A 13,071-nucleotide genomic window follows, 5' to 3' on the forward strand; every position below is an offset into this window, starting at 1 on the left:
AGCAATCAATTACCAATTAATCCAGTCAGGCCATTCCGTTTCTAATTTCCTAATTGCACGCCCACGATGGCTGATTTCATTTTTTTGATCAAGTGTCAATTCAGCCATCGTTTTTTTCAATTCTGGCAAATAAAATAATGGATCATAGCCAAAGCCGTTGTCACCTTCTGGAAAGTTAGCTATTCTACCCCTAACTTCACCCTCAACAACAAGGTCTTCTTCGTTATTAGGATTAGAAAATACCAATGTCGTTACAAATCTAGCGGTTCTCTTTTCTTCAGGAAAGCCACCTAATTCAGCTAATAACTTAGCATTATTAGCAGCGTCATTATGATCTCCTGCATATCTTGCCGAATAGATACCTGGCTGGCCGAATAAGGCATCTACTTCAAGTCCGGAGTCATCAGCAATGGTTGGTAAATTAAAGCGCTCCATCACTGTATGTGCCTTTATTTGAGCGTTCTCTTTAAAACTTTCACCGTTTTCTCTGATCACTGGTACATCATTTAGATCCAGTAAAGTTCTTAATTCAATTTCTGACTCATCAAAAATTCTTCTGAACTCTTTAGCCTTATTGGGATTACTAGTAGCAATTATGATTTCTTTCATTGTTATTTCTCCACATTTACTAAACTTATTTCTTCAATATCTGTTGCTAACCAACGTGTAGCTAGCCGTTTAAAATCATCAATATTACCAGTAGCATGCAATTCGATCTTAGAATTCTTAGTGTCAGTTAGCATATCATTTTCTTTTAAAAATTTCTTAGTGATCGTAACAGTTGCGACTCCTGAATCGACTAATTGAACATTTGGCAAAAAGCTTTGAATTTGATCTCTTAACATTGGGAAATGTGTACATCCCAATACTAAGGTGTCATAATCATTATTTTTATATGGTTTCAAAGTTTTAGCAATATTATTTTTAGCAACATCAGTATCAGCAATATCTTTTTCAACAAGAGTTACAAATTCTTGAGCGGCGACCCCCAAAACGTCAATATTACTATCTAGACTTTGAATAGCTGTGCTATAACTTTTGGCATTGATAGTTGCCTCTGTACCGATAACACCAATATGCTTTGTTTTGGTAACTTGTGTTGCAGAAATTGCACCTGGTTCAATTACCCCGATCATCGGGATCGAGAACTCTTTTCGTAAGGTTGGCAGTGCATTAGCTGTGGCCGTATTGCAAGCGTAGATAATGACTTTAACATTTTGGTCAATTAAATATTGCACCAATTGTCGAGTACAACCGATAATTTCTTCTTTTGTCTTAACACCATACGGCATTCTTGCCTCATCCCCGATAAAGACAATATCTTCGTCTGGTAATTGACGAATAACTTCTTTGGTTACGGTTAAGCCACCTAAACCTGAATCTAATAATCCTATTGGTCTGTTGTCGCTCATAATACACCTCTATAATTTATTTTCACTTTAATGATTTAATTGTATATTTAACCAAAATTTTTAACCGATCTGTTACAATCACTTAAAAAGCAACTATCCTAATGATATAATAAATTGTCATAAAAAAGGAGTTAAAATAATGGCCGCAAAATCAAAAAAAACAAATCCAGAGTTAGCTGAACGTGACATCCCCGACGTTCTCAAAGAAAATGAAAATGGCGAAGGTTCACAGTTAACCGAAAATTATTTTGCAGTTTCAGTGCTCCGCGACTTTGTTCTTTCAGATCTATTAAAGAAAGATTCAGTTGAAATGCTCTATTGGGCGGGTAAGAATCTCAGTAGAAACCTCGTTTTGGACATGCAAAGTCTTCCAGAACTATTCACTAAAGCGGGTTTTGGTGATCTTGAAATAGCAAAACAAACAAAAACCAGCTATCAATATACTTTAAATGGACCTGAAGTCGAACAACGTTTTAATTTGAACAATGACGATCCTGAATTCTCATTAGAAACAGGAGTAATTGCTGAGACTGTGGAAAAAACGATTGATGCTTATTGTTTGGGAACTTATACAACCAACAGTAAAGCTCAAAGTGTTTCGATTAAAATCGAAATCGATCGAAACTAAAGTTTACAACAAAAAAGACGATCAAGCAAAACTGCTTGATCGTCTTTTTGTTTATTTAATGAATTACAACCGCATCGCCGGTTATATACATGCCACAAACGTTATCTTTAGCTGGTTCGCTAGTAACTTTGACATTGAATAAGGCATCATATCTACCGCTGTTCATATCAGCATATGCTTGTGCCAAACAATCATTATAAGCTTTTTGGCAGTTAACAATATCATCATGAGCAATGTAGATCTTTGGTGATTGATATTTGAAACCATCAGGAATAGGTCCTTGGCTGACGATATCCTTCACATTACGGAAACGTTTATCAATCTTTGATCCGCCGTAATCTTCGTCACGTTTGCTGATGGCCTTTTCAACTTCTTCATTAACCTCATCTTTACGAGTATTAATAAGATTTGAAACAACATCATAAATTTCAGCAGGATCACCAATACCATCACCAATACAGAACTTATCAATACTGTAAGCAATTTCCACTGGAGCATTTTCAGTGAATGTCACATTTCTGTCTTCCAAGAATCCATAACCAATAATTGCCATGTTAGGTTTTATCTGAAAGTCATCCATGTAGAATTTGATTGGATCTGTGATGTCTGCCCAAACATTCATGACATAATAGTTATTGAAATAAAACATCAAGACACTGCGTTTGCCATAGTATTTTTCATCTTTAACATTTCCAATAACAGCGCCCTTCCAGACGATTTTATCCTCAATTTTATGTTTCTTCAAATCGCGCTCTAATTGTGCCGGAATATTAGCTTGCCATTCAAAGATATCATTAATAATTTTTTGTTTTAGTGCCTTATTGTCGACATTTAAATAAAAGTTATCATCAATTTTGTCCATCTATATCCACTCCTTGTTTTTAAACACTCTACAAGGTCATTATTTAATCGATTCAGACTAAAAGTCAATCTATTTTCCGATAATAATAATATCGCTTACATTATATATTTACATGGAAATATTATTATTCCAGTACTATATAAAAAGCCATGTTTGCATAGCAAGCATGGCTTTTTTTAATGATACTAATCAGTATATCCATCCAAAATTTTAGCTAATTGAGCTTTACTGTGAAATCCAGTTATCTTTTCAACAACTTCGCCGTCTTTTTTGACAATTAGTGTTGGGATAGCCATGATTCCAAATGATTCTGGTGTTTTAGGATTAGCATCTACGTCCATCTTAGTGAACTTAACTGCATCATTTTCCTCAGATAGATCCTCAATGACAGGTGATTGCATGCGACATGGACCACACCATGTAGCCCAAAAGTCTGTCAATACTACGCCGTCTTTAGTTTCTTCTTGAAAATTTGCATCTGTTACTTCATCAACCATGAAATCACTCCTTTTTAAATCACTCATATAAAGGTATCACTTTCGGACAATTCTAGGAAACATTTTGTATCGAAAATCTAAAGATCAACGATCGTAGCACCTGAACCACCTGAACTTGCAGGAGCATATCCAAATGACTTAACTCTTGGGTTTGTCTGCAAATATTTAGTAACACCTTTTCTAATTACTCCCGTACCGAATCCATGAACGATGGTAACTTGATTATAACCCGCTAATAACGCTTCATCAATATATCTATCCAATTCAGTCATTGCTTCTTCATAACGTTTACCACGTAAGTCTAACTTACTAGAAAGGCCTGAACTCCTAGTTCTTCTGACCATCGTTGGCTTAGGTTCATCTTCATCTTTAGAAGCTTGGATCTTTTCCAGATCATCACTCTTGAATTTCATTTTGAGGATACCCAGTTGAACTTCATATTCATCGTTACGATTTTTACGAACGATCGTACCATTTTGACCATAAGGAATAGCTTTGACTTCATCGCCAACTTTAAGAGCCTGATTACGTTTATTACGACGTAAAACACGATTCTTTTTGACAGTTTCATCTTGATGAAGATTCTTCAACTCAGTTTTTGCACTGATAAGTTGGTCCTCTTTAACCGCAACACCTTTACGTTCCATTTCACGCAAATGATCTATGATCTTGTCCGACTTCCCTTTAGCACGCGCAACGATTTGATTGGCACGAACTTTAGCGGCTTGGATCTCACTATCTTTCGAATTAGCCAAAGCAACTTGTTTTTGATCATAGTCATCTTCAATAGCCTTATTTTTAGCTAATTGTTCGGACAAGTCTTGATTCTTTTGTTCAAACTCTTTACGACGATTCTCTAAATCAGTGATCATATTATTTAAATCTTGGCTTTCACCACTCATTAATGATTCACCACGTTCGACCACATCACGATCCATACCCAAGCGTCCAGCAATATTAAAGGCATTACTTGCTCCGGGGATACCGATCAATAAGCGATATGTTGGTCTCAATGACTTATCATCGAATTCCATACTGGAGTTGATCGTTTCTTCGGTATTATAAGCAAATACTTTTAATTCTGGATAATGCGTTGTTGCCATGATCATACAATTTGATTTAGACAGTTTCTCCAAAATGGCGATTGCAATTGATGCACCTTCTTGAGGATCTGTTCCGGCACCTAACTCATCGATCAAAACCAAACTATTTTGAGATACCTTGTGGATAATATTAATAATATTGTCCATATGTGATGAGAATGTTGACAAATTTTGTTCAATTGATTGTTCATCACCAATATCAACAAAGATCTCATCAAAAACGGCAACTTCACTCTCTTCATGAGCGGGAATGAATAATCCTGCCTGTGCCATGGCTTGGATCAAACCTAGGGTCTTCATAGTGATAGTTTTACCACCAGTATTAGGTCCAGTTATCAACATAGTTTTGTAGCCATCACCAATTTTAATATCATTGGCGACCACTCGATCAGGATCAATCAAAGGATGCTTAGCCGCTTTTAAGTCAACGACACGTTCTTTAGAGATCAAAGGTTCAGTACCCGTGATTTCTTTAGCATACTTAGCCTTGGCATTGATCAAATCGAATTGAGCCAAAACATCATTATTCTTAACAATATCATCAATTTCTGGGCGAACTAAATCAGATAGTTCATTCAAAATTTTAATTTCTTCCAACTTCTCAGAAGTTTGATTATCGTGTAATTGATTATTCAAGCCTACAACTGCTTGCGGTTCAATATAAAGTGTTTGTCCACTGGCACTTTGATCATGAACAACTCCACCAAATTTGGCTCTATATTCAGTTTTAACGGGAACAACAAACCGATCATCACGTAACGTAACGATTGCTTCAGTTAAATACTTGGTACTCTTTCCTCTAGTATATTGTTCCATTGCATGTCTGATCTGCCCACTCAAACGTTCTATATGTTCTCTGATATATTTTAGATCTGGGGATGCGGCGCTTAAAACTCGACCGCTATCGTCCAATGATTTATTGATCCTAGTCGTCAAAGTCGGATTATCGATCAAACCATCATTTAATTCATATAGTTGTCGAAGATCAACTGCATCATCATGCAAACCTTCAAAAAATTCTTTTAATTCACTTGTATTTTTTAGAACTTGCCCAATTGCGGCTAATTCGGTTCCATTTAAATTACCATCTTTTTTGAGTCGATTAGCCTGGTCATTAAGATCGGCTAATTTTCTAACCGGAATCTCACCCTTTAAACGGACGATATCCATACCATCTTTAGTTTGATCGATCATTATTTGAACGATCGATTCGACTGACATTGGCATTAATTTTTTTAGTAATGTATGTCCTCGAGAGGTAATCAAAAACTTCCCTATTTCAGCTTTTATCTTGTCAAACTCCAAAACATTTAATGCTTTATTATTCATTTAATCTCCTCTTAGTAAATAAGACTGAAACAATTGAATTGTCCCAGCCCTATCTTTAGATACCACTTATTAAAAGCGTTGTTAACGCGTGAGTCAATATTGGAGTACTCCTGATCATTGCTGCTGCAATAAATGAATGTTGCAACGAATTTTGAATACCAGTGACCGGTATCATTGCCATAGTCAAAAGGATCAAAAAGATCATTACATAGTTGACCAGCAATCCGAGTATTCCCCCGCTCAAGAGGTTAACATCATTGTACATTGGAAAATAAGTTAATTTCTTAAAATATAAGCCAATGAATCGCATGACGATCCAACCAATAAAGCAGACAAAAATAAAGGCAAATGCACGATAAAATGCGTCGTCTAATTCCATCCCGACTTTCGTTGAAAAGAAAGCAAATTCACTTCCCAAATTAGCGGAAGGATATGGTATTAACATTTCAAATTTTGGTCCCAAAGCTCTAGCCGAGATCCATGCTATCCCAAAGAATATTGTATATCCAACTGTATAAAAAGCTTGCATCAACAGTCCGCGTCGAGAACCGACGTAAAAACCGTAGACTAAACATAAAACAATTAAAAGACTCAGCATTATATCCCCTTTAATTCCGTATCACTCAAGTTTTGCATAAATGCGGGACAAGAGATTAAATAATCCTCTTGTCCCGCTTTTTATCGGTTATTCATCTTGTTCTTCATCTGAACTGAATGTATTAAGTACTTCTTGAATCATATCCCATTCTTCATCATCTTCGATGGGGTCTAATTCACCAGCATCAACATCCCCATTTTCATCAGGTGTAAATGAGAAAGCTTGTACTTCAATTTCACTTGAATCTTCTACATCTTTAGGATACAAGACGACATATGATTTGCCGTAATCTTCTGAATCAAAGGTAAAAAGAATCTTGTAAGTTTCTTCATTTCCTTGATCATCACTTAAAATCACTTCATCCAAATCTTTTGGTGATTGTGGATTTTCATTCATATTTTCACCTATTTTCGTGTTAACTTACCTTTCGCATCTAAATAATTTTGTAAAATCATTTCGGCAGCAACTTTATCAATAACTTTTTTACGTTTCTTACGCGAAACATTCGCTTCATCGACCAACATACGTTCGGCTTGAACGGTAGTCAATCTTTCATCGATAAAATCGACTGGCAAATCAAATTTTTCTTCCACCATGTTACCGTACTCACGAGACTTTTCAGCTCTAGGTCCCTCAGTATTATTCATATTCTTAGGTAAACCAATGACAATGCCTGTTGCCTGTTTATCTTTGATAATTTCTGACAATCTGTCTAATCCAAAATCATCATCATCTTCATTAATACGAATAATTTCAACTCCTTGAGCAGTCCAGCCTAATAAATCACTAGCGGCTACCCCAACAGTTCTTGAGCCCACATCTAATCCAAGTAGACGCATTATTTACTTTGACCGAGATAACTTTTGACTAACTCTTCAATTATCTCGTCCCTTTCATGCTTCAAAATTAGATTTCTGGCATCGTTGTGTCTTGGAATATATGCTGGATCCCCTGATAACAAGTATCCGACAATTTGATTGATGGGATTATATCCCTTTTCTTCTAAGGACTGGTAGACACTTTGAAGTGTATCTTTTACATCTTTGCCTTTATTCTCATTAAAGTCAAAACTCATTGTTTTATCAAGTGAACTCATGGCAAACCTCCATATAACATTATTTAAATGGTTGAAAAAATCTTACTTCAATTATAGCCCACTTTAATAAGATTTAATAACATCTTTGGCCATTTGTAACGCATTTGTTAAACCAGCAGGGTTTTTACCACCAGCTTGTGCCATATCTGGACGACCACCGCCGCCACCTTGGATCTCTTTAGCAATCTTCTTGATCACATCGCCGGCTTTAACACCTTTAGTTTGAGAATCCTTATTTACAGCAACTACTAAGCTGGCTTTTTGATCTGCGCTTGCGCCTAGCACTAAAATATCAGAACTTTGATCGTTCTTCCACTTATCAGCCAATTGACGTAAAGCGGCCATATCTGCTGGAACTATATCAGCAATAACTTTGAACCCATTAATGTCCTCAACATGATCAAAAATCTCATTTGATTTTTGACTAGTTAATTGTGTCTTAAGATTCTGGTTATCACGTTTTAAAGCTTTATTATCATCGATCAATTGACTTGCACGTTGTGGGACATCCTTCAATTGATTTACTTTCATCATATCAGCTGTTTCTTGCAATAGCTGTAATTGAGTATTCAAGTATTCAAATGCTTCCTCACCAGTTACGGCTTCAACTCTTCTGATACCTGAACCAATGGCTGATTCAGAAGTGATCTTGAATAATCCCAGTTCAGAAGTATTTCTGGCATGCGTACCACCACAGAATTCGACTGAATAGTCATCAATTTCAACGACACGTACTAAATCACCGTATTTTTCACTAAAGAGAGCAATTGCGCCCTTCTTTTGTTTAGCTTCCTCAATAGGTAAAACTTCTGTCTTAACAGGAATAGCTTCCCAGATTTTCTTGTTAACGATTGTTTCTAATTGACCGATTTGGTCCTTTGTTAAAGCAGAATTACTGTTAAAATCAAATCTCAAGTAATCTGGTTCAACTAATGATCCGGCTTGATGTGTTCTTGGTCCAACAACATCACGCAAAGCCTGATCTAATAAATGAGTAGCTGTATGATTGTGACGCACTTTTTCACGGAAATCAACATCGATCTTCAATTCATACTCTGCATTTTGTTTCAATTCATTGAAAACATTAACTACATGAATATTTTGACCATTTGGTGCATGTTGAACATCGACAACTTCTGCTACTTGGTTGCCATTATCATCATAAATCCCACCAATGTCAGCCACTTGTCCACCCATTTCAGCATAGAAAGGTGTCTTATCAAAAACTAATTGAGCTTTACCTTCAGCAACAGCTGAAACTTCGTTATCATCGGAAACGATATCCTTTAATGTAGCCTTAATATCCGTTTGATCATAACCCACGAATTCGCTCTTTGTTTTGATTTCCATCAATGTTTCATCTTGCATACCCATAGATTGTAAGTTTCCACGAGCATCACGAGCACGTTGTTTTTGAGCTTCCATGTTTTCTTTGAAACCAGCTTCATCAACATCCAGTCCTTCATCATGAGCATACTCGCGAGTCATTTCCAATGGGAAACCGTAAGTATCATATAGTTTGAAAGCAGATGCTCCATCGATCATCTTTTCATTCTTTTTGTGAAGGTCACTGATCACACCGTTTAGTAGTGCTAAACCGTCATTTAAAGTATCTGAAAAGCGTTTTTCTTCTTGTTGGATTGTCTTAGCAATAAATTCTTGTTGTTGACTAACTTCTGGATAGTAGCTTTCCATGATTTTACCAACAGTTGGAACAAGTTTATAAAGGAATGGACCATCAATACCGATTTTCTTACCATTTAAAACAGCACGTCTGATCAAACGTCTGATAACGTATCCTCGACCTTCATTAGAAGGCAAGGCGCCGTCACCGACAGCAAATGAAACTGTTCTGGCGTGGTCAGCGATGATTTTAAATGATACATCATCTTCGGCATTAACGCCATATTTACGATTGTTACTTAATTCTTCAGCTTGTTCAATGATTGGTTTGAAAAGGTCAGTTTCAAAGTTAGTCTTTGATCCTTGAATAATAGAAACTAAACGTTCTAGTCCCATACCCGTATCAATATTTTTATGTGGTTGTTCAACATATTTACCATTTGACAAGTGGTTTAGTTCTGAGAAAACAATATTCCAAACTTCCAAATATCTTTCATTCTCGCCACCAGGATAATTTTCAGGATCATCTTCTGATAGATTATTGAAACTTTGACCACGATCATAAAAGATTTCTGAATCAGGGCCACATGGACCTTCCCCGATATCCCAGAAGTTGTCTTCTTCTTTTAGAATATGATCTGGTAAAATACCTACTTCTGCCCAAAGCTTTTGAGTTTCAGTATCCTTTGGATAAGTTGTGACATAAAGTTTTTCAGCATCCATATCGATCCATTCCGGACTTGTTAGAAATTCAAAGGCCCAAGGAATAATTTCTTTCTTGAAATAATCACCAACGGAAAAGTTACCAAGCATTTCAAAGAATGTTTGGTGACGAGCTGTTTTACCAACGTTTTCGATATCATTAGTTCTAATACACTTTTGAGCATTAGTAATTCTAGGGTTCTTAGGAATCACAGTTCCATCAAAATACTTCTTCAATGTGGCAACCCCGGAATTGACCCATAGTAAAGTCGGATCATTGACTGGCACTAGAGATGCACTAGGTTCAACGGTGTGACCTTTCGTTTGGAAAAAATCTAAAAACATTTTTCTTATTTCTGCACTAGATAAATTTTTCATTTTATCTCCCCTAATATAGATGATTTCTTCATAAGACCACTCAAAAAAAAATAAAAACCGCTGCAATTCAAGGACGCCACTGCGCGGTACCACCTTGTTTGCAACGATTTTTCGTTAGCCTCTCAAAAAGTTATATTCAATTAACATTTTGGTAGCATCTAAATAATTAGTTGTCTAGGCATTCTCACCGGCTAGCCTTCTCTTTTGACACTTATCATTTGATATATCCAATGAAAATATTAACGACACAACTAAAAAAAGTCAATATTTAAATCCCTATCCATAATTCTATTCAAATATTTTAAATTGCCGTACTGATCTTATTGGCATATTCAGCTAGATCTTCTCCTTTATTAATTAGATCAACAATCGCACTGCCAATGATTATTCCATCAGCCAACTCCGAAAGATCTTTGGCTTGTTGCACTGAATGAATACCAAATCCAATTGCTACTGGAACGTCAGTAACTTCTTTGATTCTTTTTATTGTCGGACTCAACTCATTTGAAAAATCTTCACGCTTTCCGGTGACTCCCATAGAAGAGACCATATAGATGAATCCTTGTGCTGCTTTAGCAATTTTAATAATTCGCTCATCAGAAGTTGGGGCGATCAGCTGAATCAAAGAAATATTATATTTATCCGTATATTTCTTTAAATCACCTTGTTCTTCAAGTGGTAAATCGGGGACCACCAAACCATCAATGTTTAATTCATGACATTTCTTACAGAAAGCTTCGTAACCGAACTTAAAAGCAATATTCGTATATGTTAGAAAAACAATCGGTACATTCGTTGATTCTCTGGCCTTTTCAACAATATCAAAAACTAAATTAACATTTACTCCTGCTTTAAAGGCTCTTAAATCAGCTGCTTGAATTACCGGACCATCGGCGACCGGATCTGAAAAGGGAATCCCTAATTCCACAATATTTGCTCCGTTATCGGCCAAGGTCAAAATATTTTGGACAGTTGTTTCAAAATCAGGATCGTCGGCCACTACAAACGGTATAAAAGCCTTTTTATTTTCAAAAATCTTTTGTAATTTATTCATCAATATCTCTCCCTCTATACTTGGCTATTGAAGCAACGTCTTTATCACCACGGCCTGACAAAGTGCAGATAATAATTTTGTCTTTTGACATTGTTGGAGCTAATTTCTCAACATAAGCCACAGCATGACAACTTTCAATGGCAGCAATTATACCTTCGGTTTTAGCAATATATTCAAACGCATCGACGGCCTCATCATCGGTTATACCAACATATTTAGCACGCTTAGTAATTGCTAGATGTGCATGTTCTGGTCCAACTCCTGGGTAATCTAGACCTGCTGAAATAGAATAAACTTTGTCAATTTGACCATCATTATTTTGTAGGAATAATGATTTCATACCATGAAAGATTCCCGTTGAACCACGTTCGATTGTAGCTGCAGTTTGATCAGTATCAACACCTTTTCCAGCAGCTTCACAGCCAATCAATTTAACATCTCCATCAGCAATATATTCAGCAAAACTACCGATTGCATTACTACCTCCACCCACACAGGCAACTACAGCATCTGGGAGTCTTCCTTCAACATCAAGTATTTGACGTTTTGATTCTTTACTAATAACACTTTGAAAGTCATGGACCATTTCAGGAAATGGATAAGGTCCAACTGCTGATCCCAAAACATAAAAAGTATCATCAACACGTTGAGTCCATGCTTGCAAAGTGGCATTAACGGCATCTTTCAAAACCATGGAGCCAGTCGTCACTGGATGCACCTTGGCACCTAATAATTCCATACGATAAACATTTAATTTCTGTCTGTCGGTATCCATCTTCCCCATGTAAATCTCACATTCCATCCCAAACAATGCGGCGATCGTCGCTGTAGCAACTCCATGTTGGCCTGCTCCCGTTTCCGCTATCAAACGCGTTTTCCCCATGCGTTTGGCAATTAAGGCCTGTCCAATAACATTATTTATCTTATGTGCACCTGTATGATTAAGATCTTCTCTTTTGAAGTAGACCTTAGCTCCCCCAAGGTCTTCAGTCATGTTCTTTGCATAGTACAAAAGTGATGGACGATTGGCATAATCATTTAAAAGTGTTTTCAATTCCTCTAAAAAATCTGGATCAGTTTTATATTTGTCATATGCCGCTGAAACTTTATTCAATTCTGTCATTAGTGTTTCGGGAATAAATTGTCCGCCAAATTCACCATAATAGCGTGACTTAGGATCAGTTTTCTGCATTTCTTTCATAGTATTTTCTCCTTACAATTTATGTACTTTATTTACAATTTGTTTTATTTTTAATGGATCTTTTTTATTGTCAGTTTCTACTCCGCGGGATACATCAATAATATCTGGAGCAACTTGTTTGATGGCCGTAGCAACATTATTTATATCAATCGCTCCAGCCAAAATATTTGGCTTTAGTAGCAGTGATGACCAATCTAACTTCTTACCATCTCCCGAACCACTATCTATCATTAATAGATCTGCGTGAGTTTGGATGATTTTATTAGTAGGCAGTTTAAAAACTTGAATGACTTTCATATCAAGATCCTTTAATCTATCAACCAATTTTTCTGATTCATTGCCATGCAGTTGAATAATTGAAATGGCACCACTATAAACGGCCTCAAGCATCACATTGATTGGTGCATCTACAAATACTCCAACACTTATAATTTTAGGATCGAGTAGTTTACGTAATTTTATAACCTGCTCTAATTCAACATGATGACGTCCCTCCGCAAAAATAAATCCAGCATAATCAGGTACAGCCTGATTGACGGCTTTTATGTCACTTTCTGTCATCAATCCACAAATTTTTATTTTTGTCAT

General features: G+C 36.3%; 14 protein-coding genes. 1 reads left to right on the forward strand and 13 read right to left on the reverse strand.

Annotated elements, in window-relative coordinates; translation table 11 throughout:
• Nucleotides 1–9: 9 nt before the first annotated feature.
• Together EKM64_RS04750 and murI are read right to left on the reverse strand one after the other, a co-directional pair.
• Entirely contained in the window at nt 10–609 is a 600-nt protein-coding gene (locus EKM64_RS04750; RefSeq protein WP_125676129.1) for an XTP/dITP diphosphatase, read from the reverse strand.
• A 2-nt stretch (nt 610–611) separates the two neighbouring features.
• Nucleotides 612–1,412 (reverse strand): glutamate racemase, encoded by an 801-nt coding sequence (gene murI / locus EKM64_RS04755; RefSeq protein ID WP_125676131.1) that lies wholly within the window; start codon nt 1,410–1,412, stop codon nt 612–614.
• Nucleotides 1,413–1,551: 139 nt separating this feature from the next.
• Between murI and EKM64_RS04760 the strand changes: the two genes are divergently transcribed.
• Nucleotides 1,552–2,040 carry a DUF2507 domain-containing protein gene (locus EKM64_RS04760; RefSeq protein ID WP_125676133.1) on the forward strand — a complete coding sequence of 163 codons (489 nt, stop codon included), beginning with the start codon at nt 1,552–1,554 and terminating at the stop codon, nt 2,038–2,040.
• Between the two features lie 55 nt (nt 2,041–2,095).
• Here EKM64_RS04760 and EKM64_RS04765 read toward each other — a convergent pair whose 3' ends face one another.
• The 11 genes from EKM64_RS04765 to EKM64_RS04815 all read right to left on the reverse strand — a co-directional run bounded on the left by EKM64_RS04765 (nt 2,096) and on the right by EKM64_RS04815 (nt 13,071).
• Complete coding sequence (locus EKM64_RS04765; protein ID WP_125676135.1) at nt 2,096–2,902, reverse strand: hypothetical protein; 807 nt, start codon at nt 2,900–2,902, stop codon at nt 2,096–2,098.
• Nucleotides 2,903–3,087: 185 nt separating this feature from the next.
• Complete coding sequence (trxA, locus tag EKM64_RS04770) at nt 3,088–3,399, reverse strand: thioredoxin (RefSeq protein ID WP_125676137.1); 312 nt, start codon at nt 3,397–3,399, stop codon at nt 3,088–3,090.
• A gap of 77 nt (nt 3,400–3,476) precedes the next feature.
• Nucleotides 3,477–5,831, reverse strand: coding sequence for an endonuclease MutS2 (locus tag EKM64_RS04775; RefSeq protein WP_125676139.1), 2,355 nt, complete (start codon nt 5,829–5,831; stop codon nt 3,477–3,479).
• A 55-nt stretch (nt 5,832–5,886) separates the two neighbouring features.
• Nucleotides 5,887–6,429, reverse strand: coding sequence for a CvpA family protein (locus EKM64_RS04780; protein WP_125676141.1), 543 nt, complete (start codon nt 6,427–6,429; stop codon nt 5,887–5,889).
• 87 nt (nt 6,430–6,516) lie between these two features.
• Nucleotides 6,517–6,825 (reverse strand): DUF1292 domain-containing protein, encoded by a 309-nt coding sequence (locus EKM64_RS04785; RefSeq protein WP_125676143.1) that lies wholly within the window; start codon nt 6,823–6,825, stop codon nt 6,517–6,519.
• Nucleotides 6,826–6,833: 8 nt separating this feature from the next.
• Nucleotides 6,834–7,268, reverse strand: coding sequence for a Holliday junction resolvase RuvX (gene ruvX / locus EKM64_RS04790; protein WP_125676145.1), 435 nt, complete (start codon nt 7,266–7,268; stop codon nt 6,834–6,836).
• Nucleotides 7,268–7,525 (reverse strand): IreB family regulatory phosphoprotein, encoded by a 258-nt coding sequence (locus EKM64_RS04795; RefSeq protein WP_057766528.1) that lies wholly within the window; start codon nt 7,523–7,525, stop codon nt 7,268–7,270. The genes ruvX and EKM64_RS04795 overlap by 1 nt, the downstream gene beginning before the upstream one ends.
• Before the next feature lie 63 nt (nt 7,526–7,588).
• Nucleotides 7,589–10,228 (reverse strand): alanine--tRNA ligase, encoded by a 2,640-nt coding sequence (alaS, locus tag EKM64_RS04800; RefSeq protein ID WP_125676147.1) that lies wholly within the window; start codon nt 10,226–10,228, stop codon nt 7,589–7,591.
• Nucleotides 10,229–10,529: 301 nt separating this feature from the next.
• Nucleotides 10,530–11,282, reverse strand: a complete 753-nt coding sequence (gene trpA / locus EKM64_RS04805; RefSeq protein ID WP_125676150.1) for a tryptophan synthase subunit alpha — start codon at nt 11,280–11,282, stop codon at nt 10,530–10,532.
• Nucleotides 11,275–12,483 carry a tryptophan synthase subunit beta gene (trpB, locus tag EKM64_RS04810; protein WP_125676152.1) on the reverse strand — a complete coding sequence of 403 codons (1,209 nt, stop codon included), beginning with the start codon at nt 12,481–12,483 and terminating at the stop codon, nt 11,275–11,277. The genes trpA and trpB overlap by 8 nt, the downstream gene beginning before the upstream one ends.
• A 12-nt stretch (nt 12,484–12,495) precedes the next feature.
• Nucleotides 12,496–13,071 carry a phosphoribosylanthranilate isomerase gene (locus tag EKM64_RS04815; RefSeq protein ID WP_125676154.1) on the reverse strand — a complete coding sequence of 192 codons (576 nt, stop codon included), beginning with the start codon at nt 13,069–13,071 and terminating at the stop codon, nt 12,496–12,498.

This window comes from Companilactobacillus keshanensis (genome assembly GCF_003946205.1).
In the GTDB taxonomy this organism is placed as follows: Bacteria; Bacillota; Bacilli; order Lactobacillales; family Lactobacillaceae; genus Companilactobacillus; species Companilactobacillus keshanensis.

Coding starts and splice junctions, on each gene's coding strand:
- EKM64_RS04750 (WP_125676129.1), bottom strand. CDS start 609: ATGAAAGAAATCATAATTGCTACTAGTAATCCCAATAAGGCTAAAGAG.
- murI (WP_125676131.1), bottom strand. CDS start 1,412: ATGAGCGACAACAGACCAATAGGATTATTAGATTCAGGTTTAGGTGGC.
- EKM64_RS04760 (WP_125676133.1), top strand. CDS start 1,552: ATGGCCGCAAAATCAAAAAAAACAAATCCAGAGTTAGCTGAACGTGAC.
- EKM64_RS04765 (WP_125676135.1), bottom strand. CDS start 2,902: ATGGACAAAATTGATGATAACTTTTATTTAAATGTCGACAATAAGGCA.
- trxA (WP_125676137.1), bottom strand. CDS start 3,399: ATGGTTGATGAAGTAACAGATGCAAATTTTCAAGAAGAAACTAAAGAC.
- EKM64_RS04775 (WP_125676139.1), bottom strand. CDS start 5,831: ATGAATAATAAAGCATTAAATGTTTTGGAGTTTGACAAGATAAAAGCT.
- EKM64_RS04780 (WP_125676141.1), bottom strand. CDS start 6,429: ATGCTGAGTCTTTTAATTGTTTTATGTTTAGTCTACGGTTTTTACGTC.
- EKM64_RS04785 (WP_125676143.1), bottom strand. CDS start 6,825: ATGAATGAAAATCCACAATCACCAAAAGATTTGGATGAAGTGATTTTA.
- ruvX (WP_125676145.1), bottom strand. CDS start 7,268: ATGCGTCTACTTGGATTAGATGTGGGCTCAAGAACTGTTGGGGTAGCC.
- EKM64_RS04795 (WP_057766528.1), bottom strand. CDS start 7,525: ATGAGTTCACTTGATAAAACAATGAGTTTTGACTTTAATGAGAATAAA.
- alaS (WP_125676147.1), bottom strand. CDS start 10,228: ATGAAAAATTTATCTAGTGCAGAAATAAGAAAAATGTTTTTAGATTTT.
- trpA (WP_125676150.1), bottom strand. CDS start 11,282: ATGAATAAATTACAAAAGATTTTTGAAAATAAAAAGGCTTTTATACCG.
- trpB (WP_125676152.1), bottom strand. CDS start 12,483: ATGAAAGAAATGCAGAAAACTGATCCTAAGTCACGCTATTATGGTGAA.
- EKM64_RS04815 (WP_125676154.1), bottom strand. CDS start 13,071: ATGACAAAAATAAAAATTTGTGGATTGATGACAGAAAGTGACATAAAA.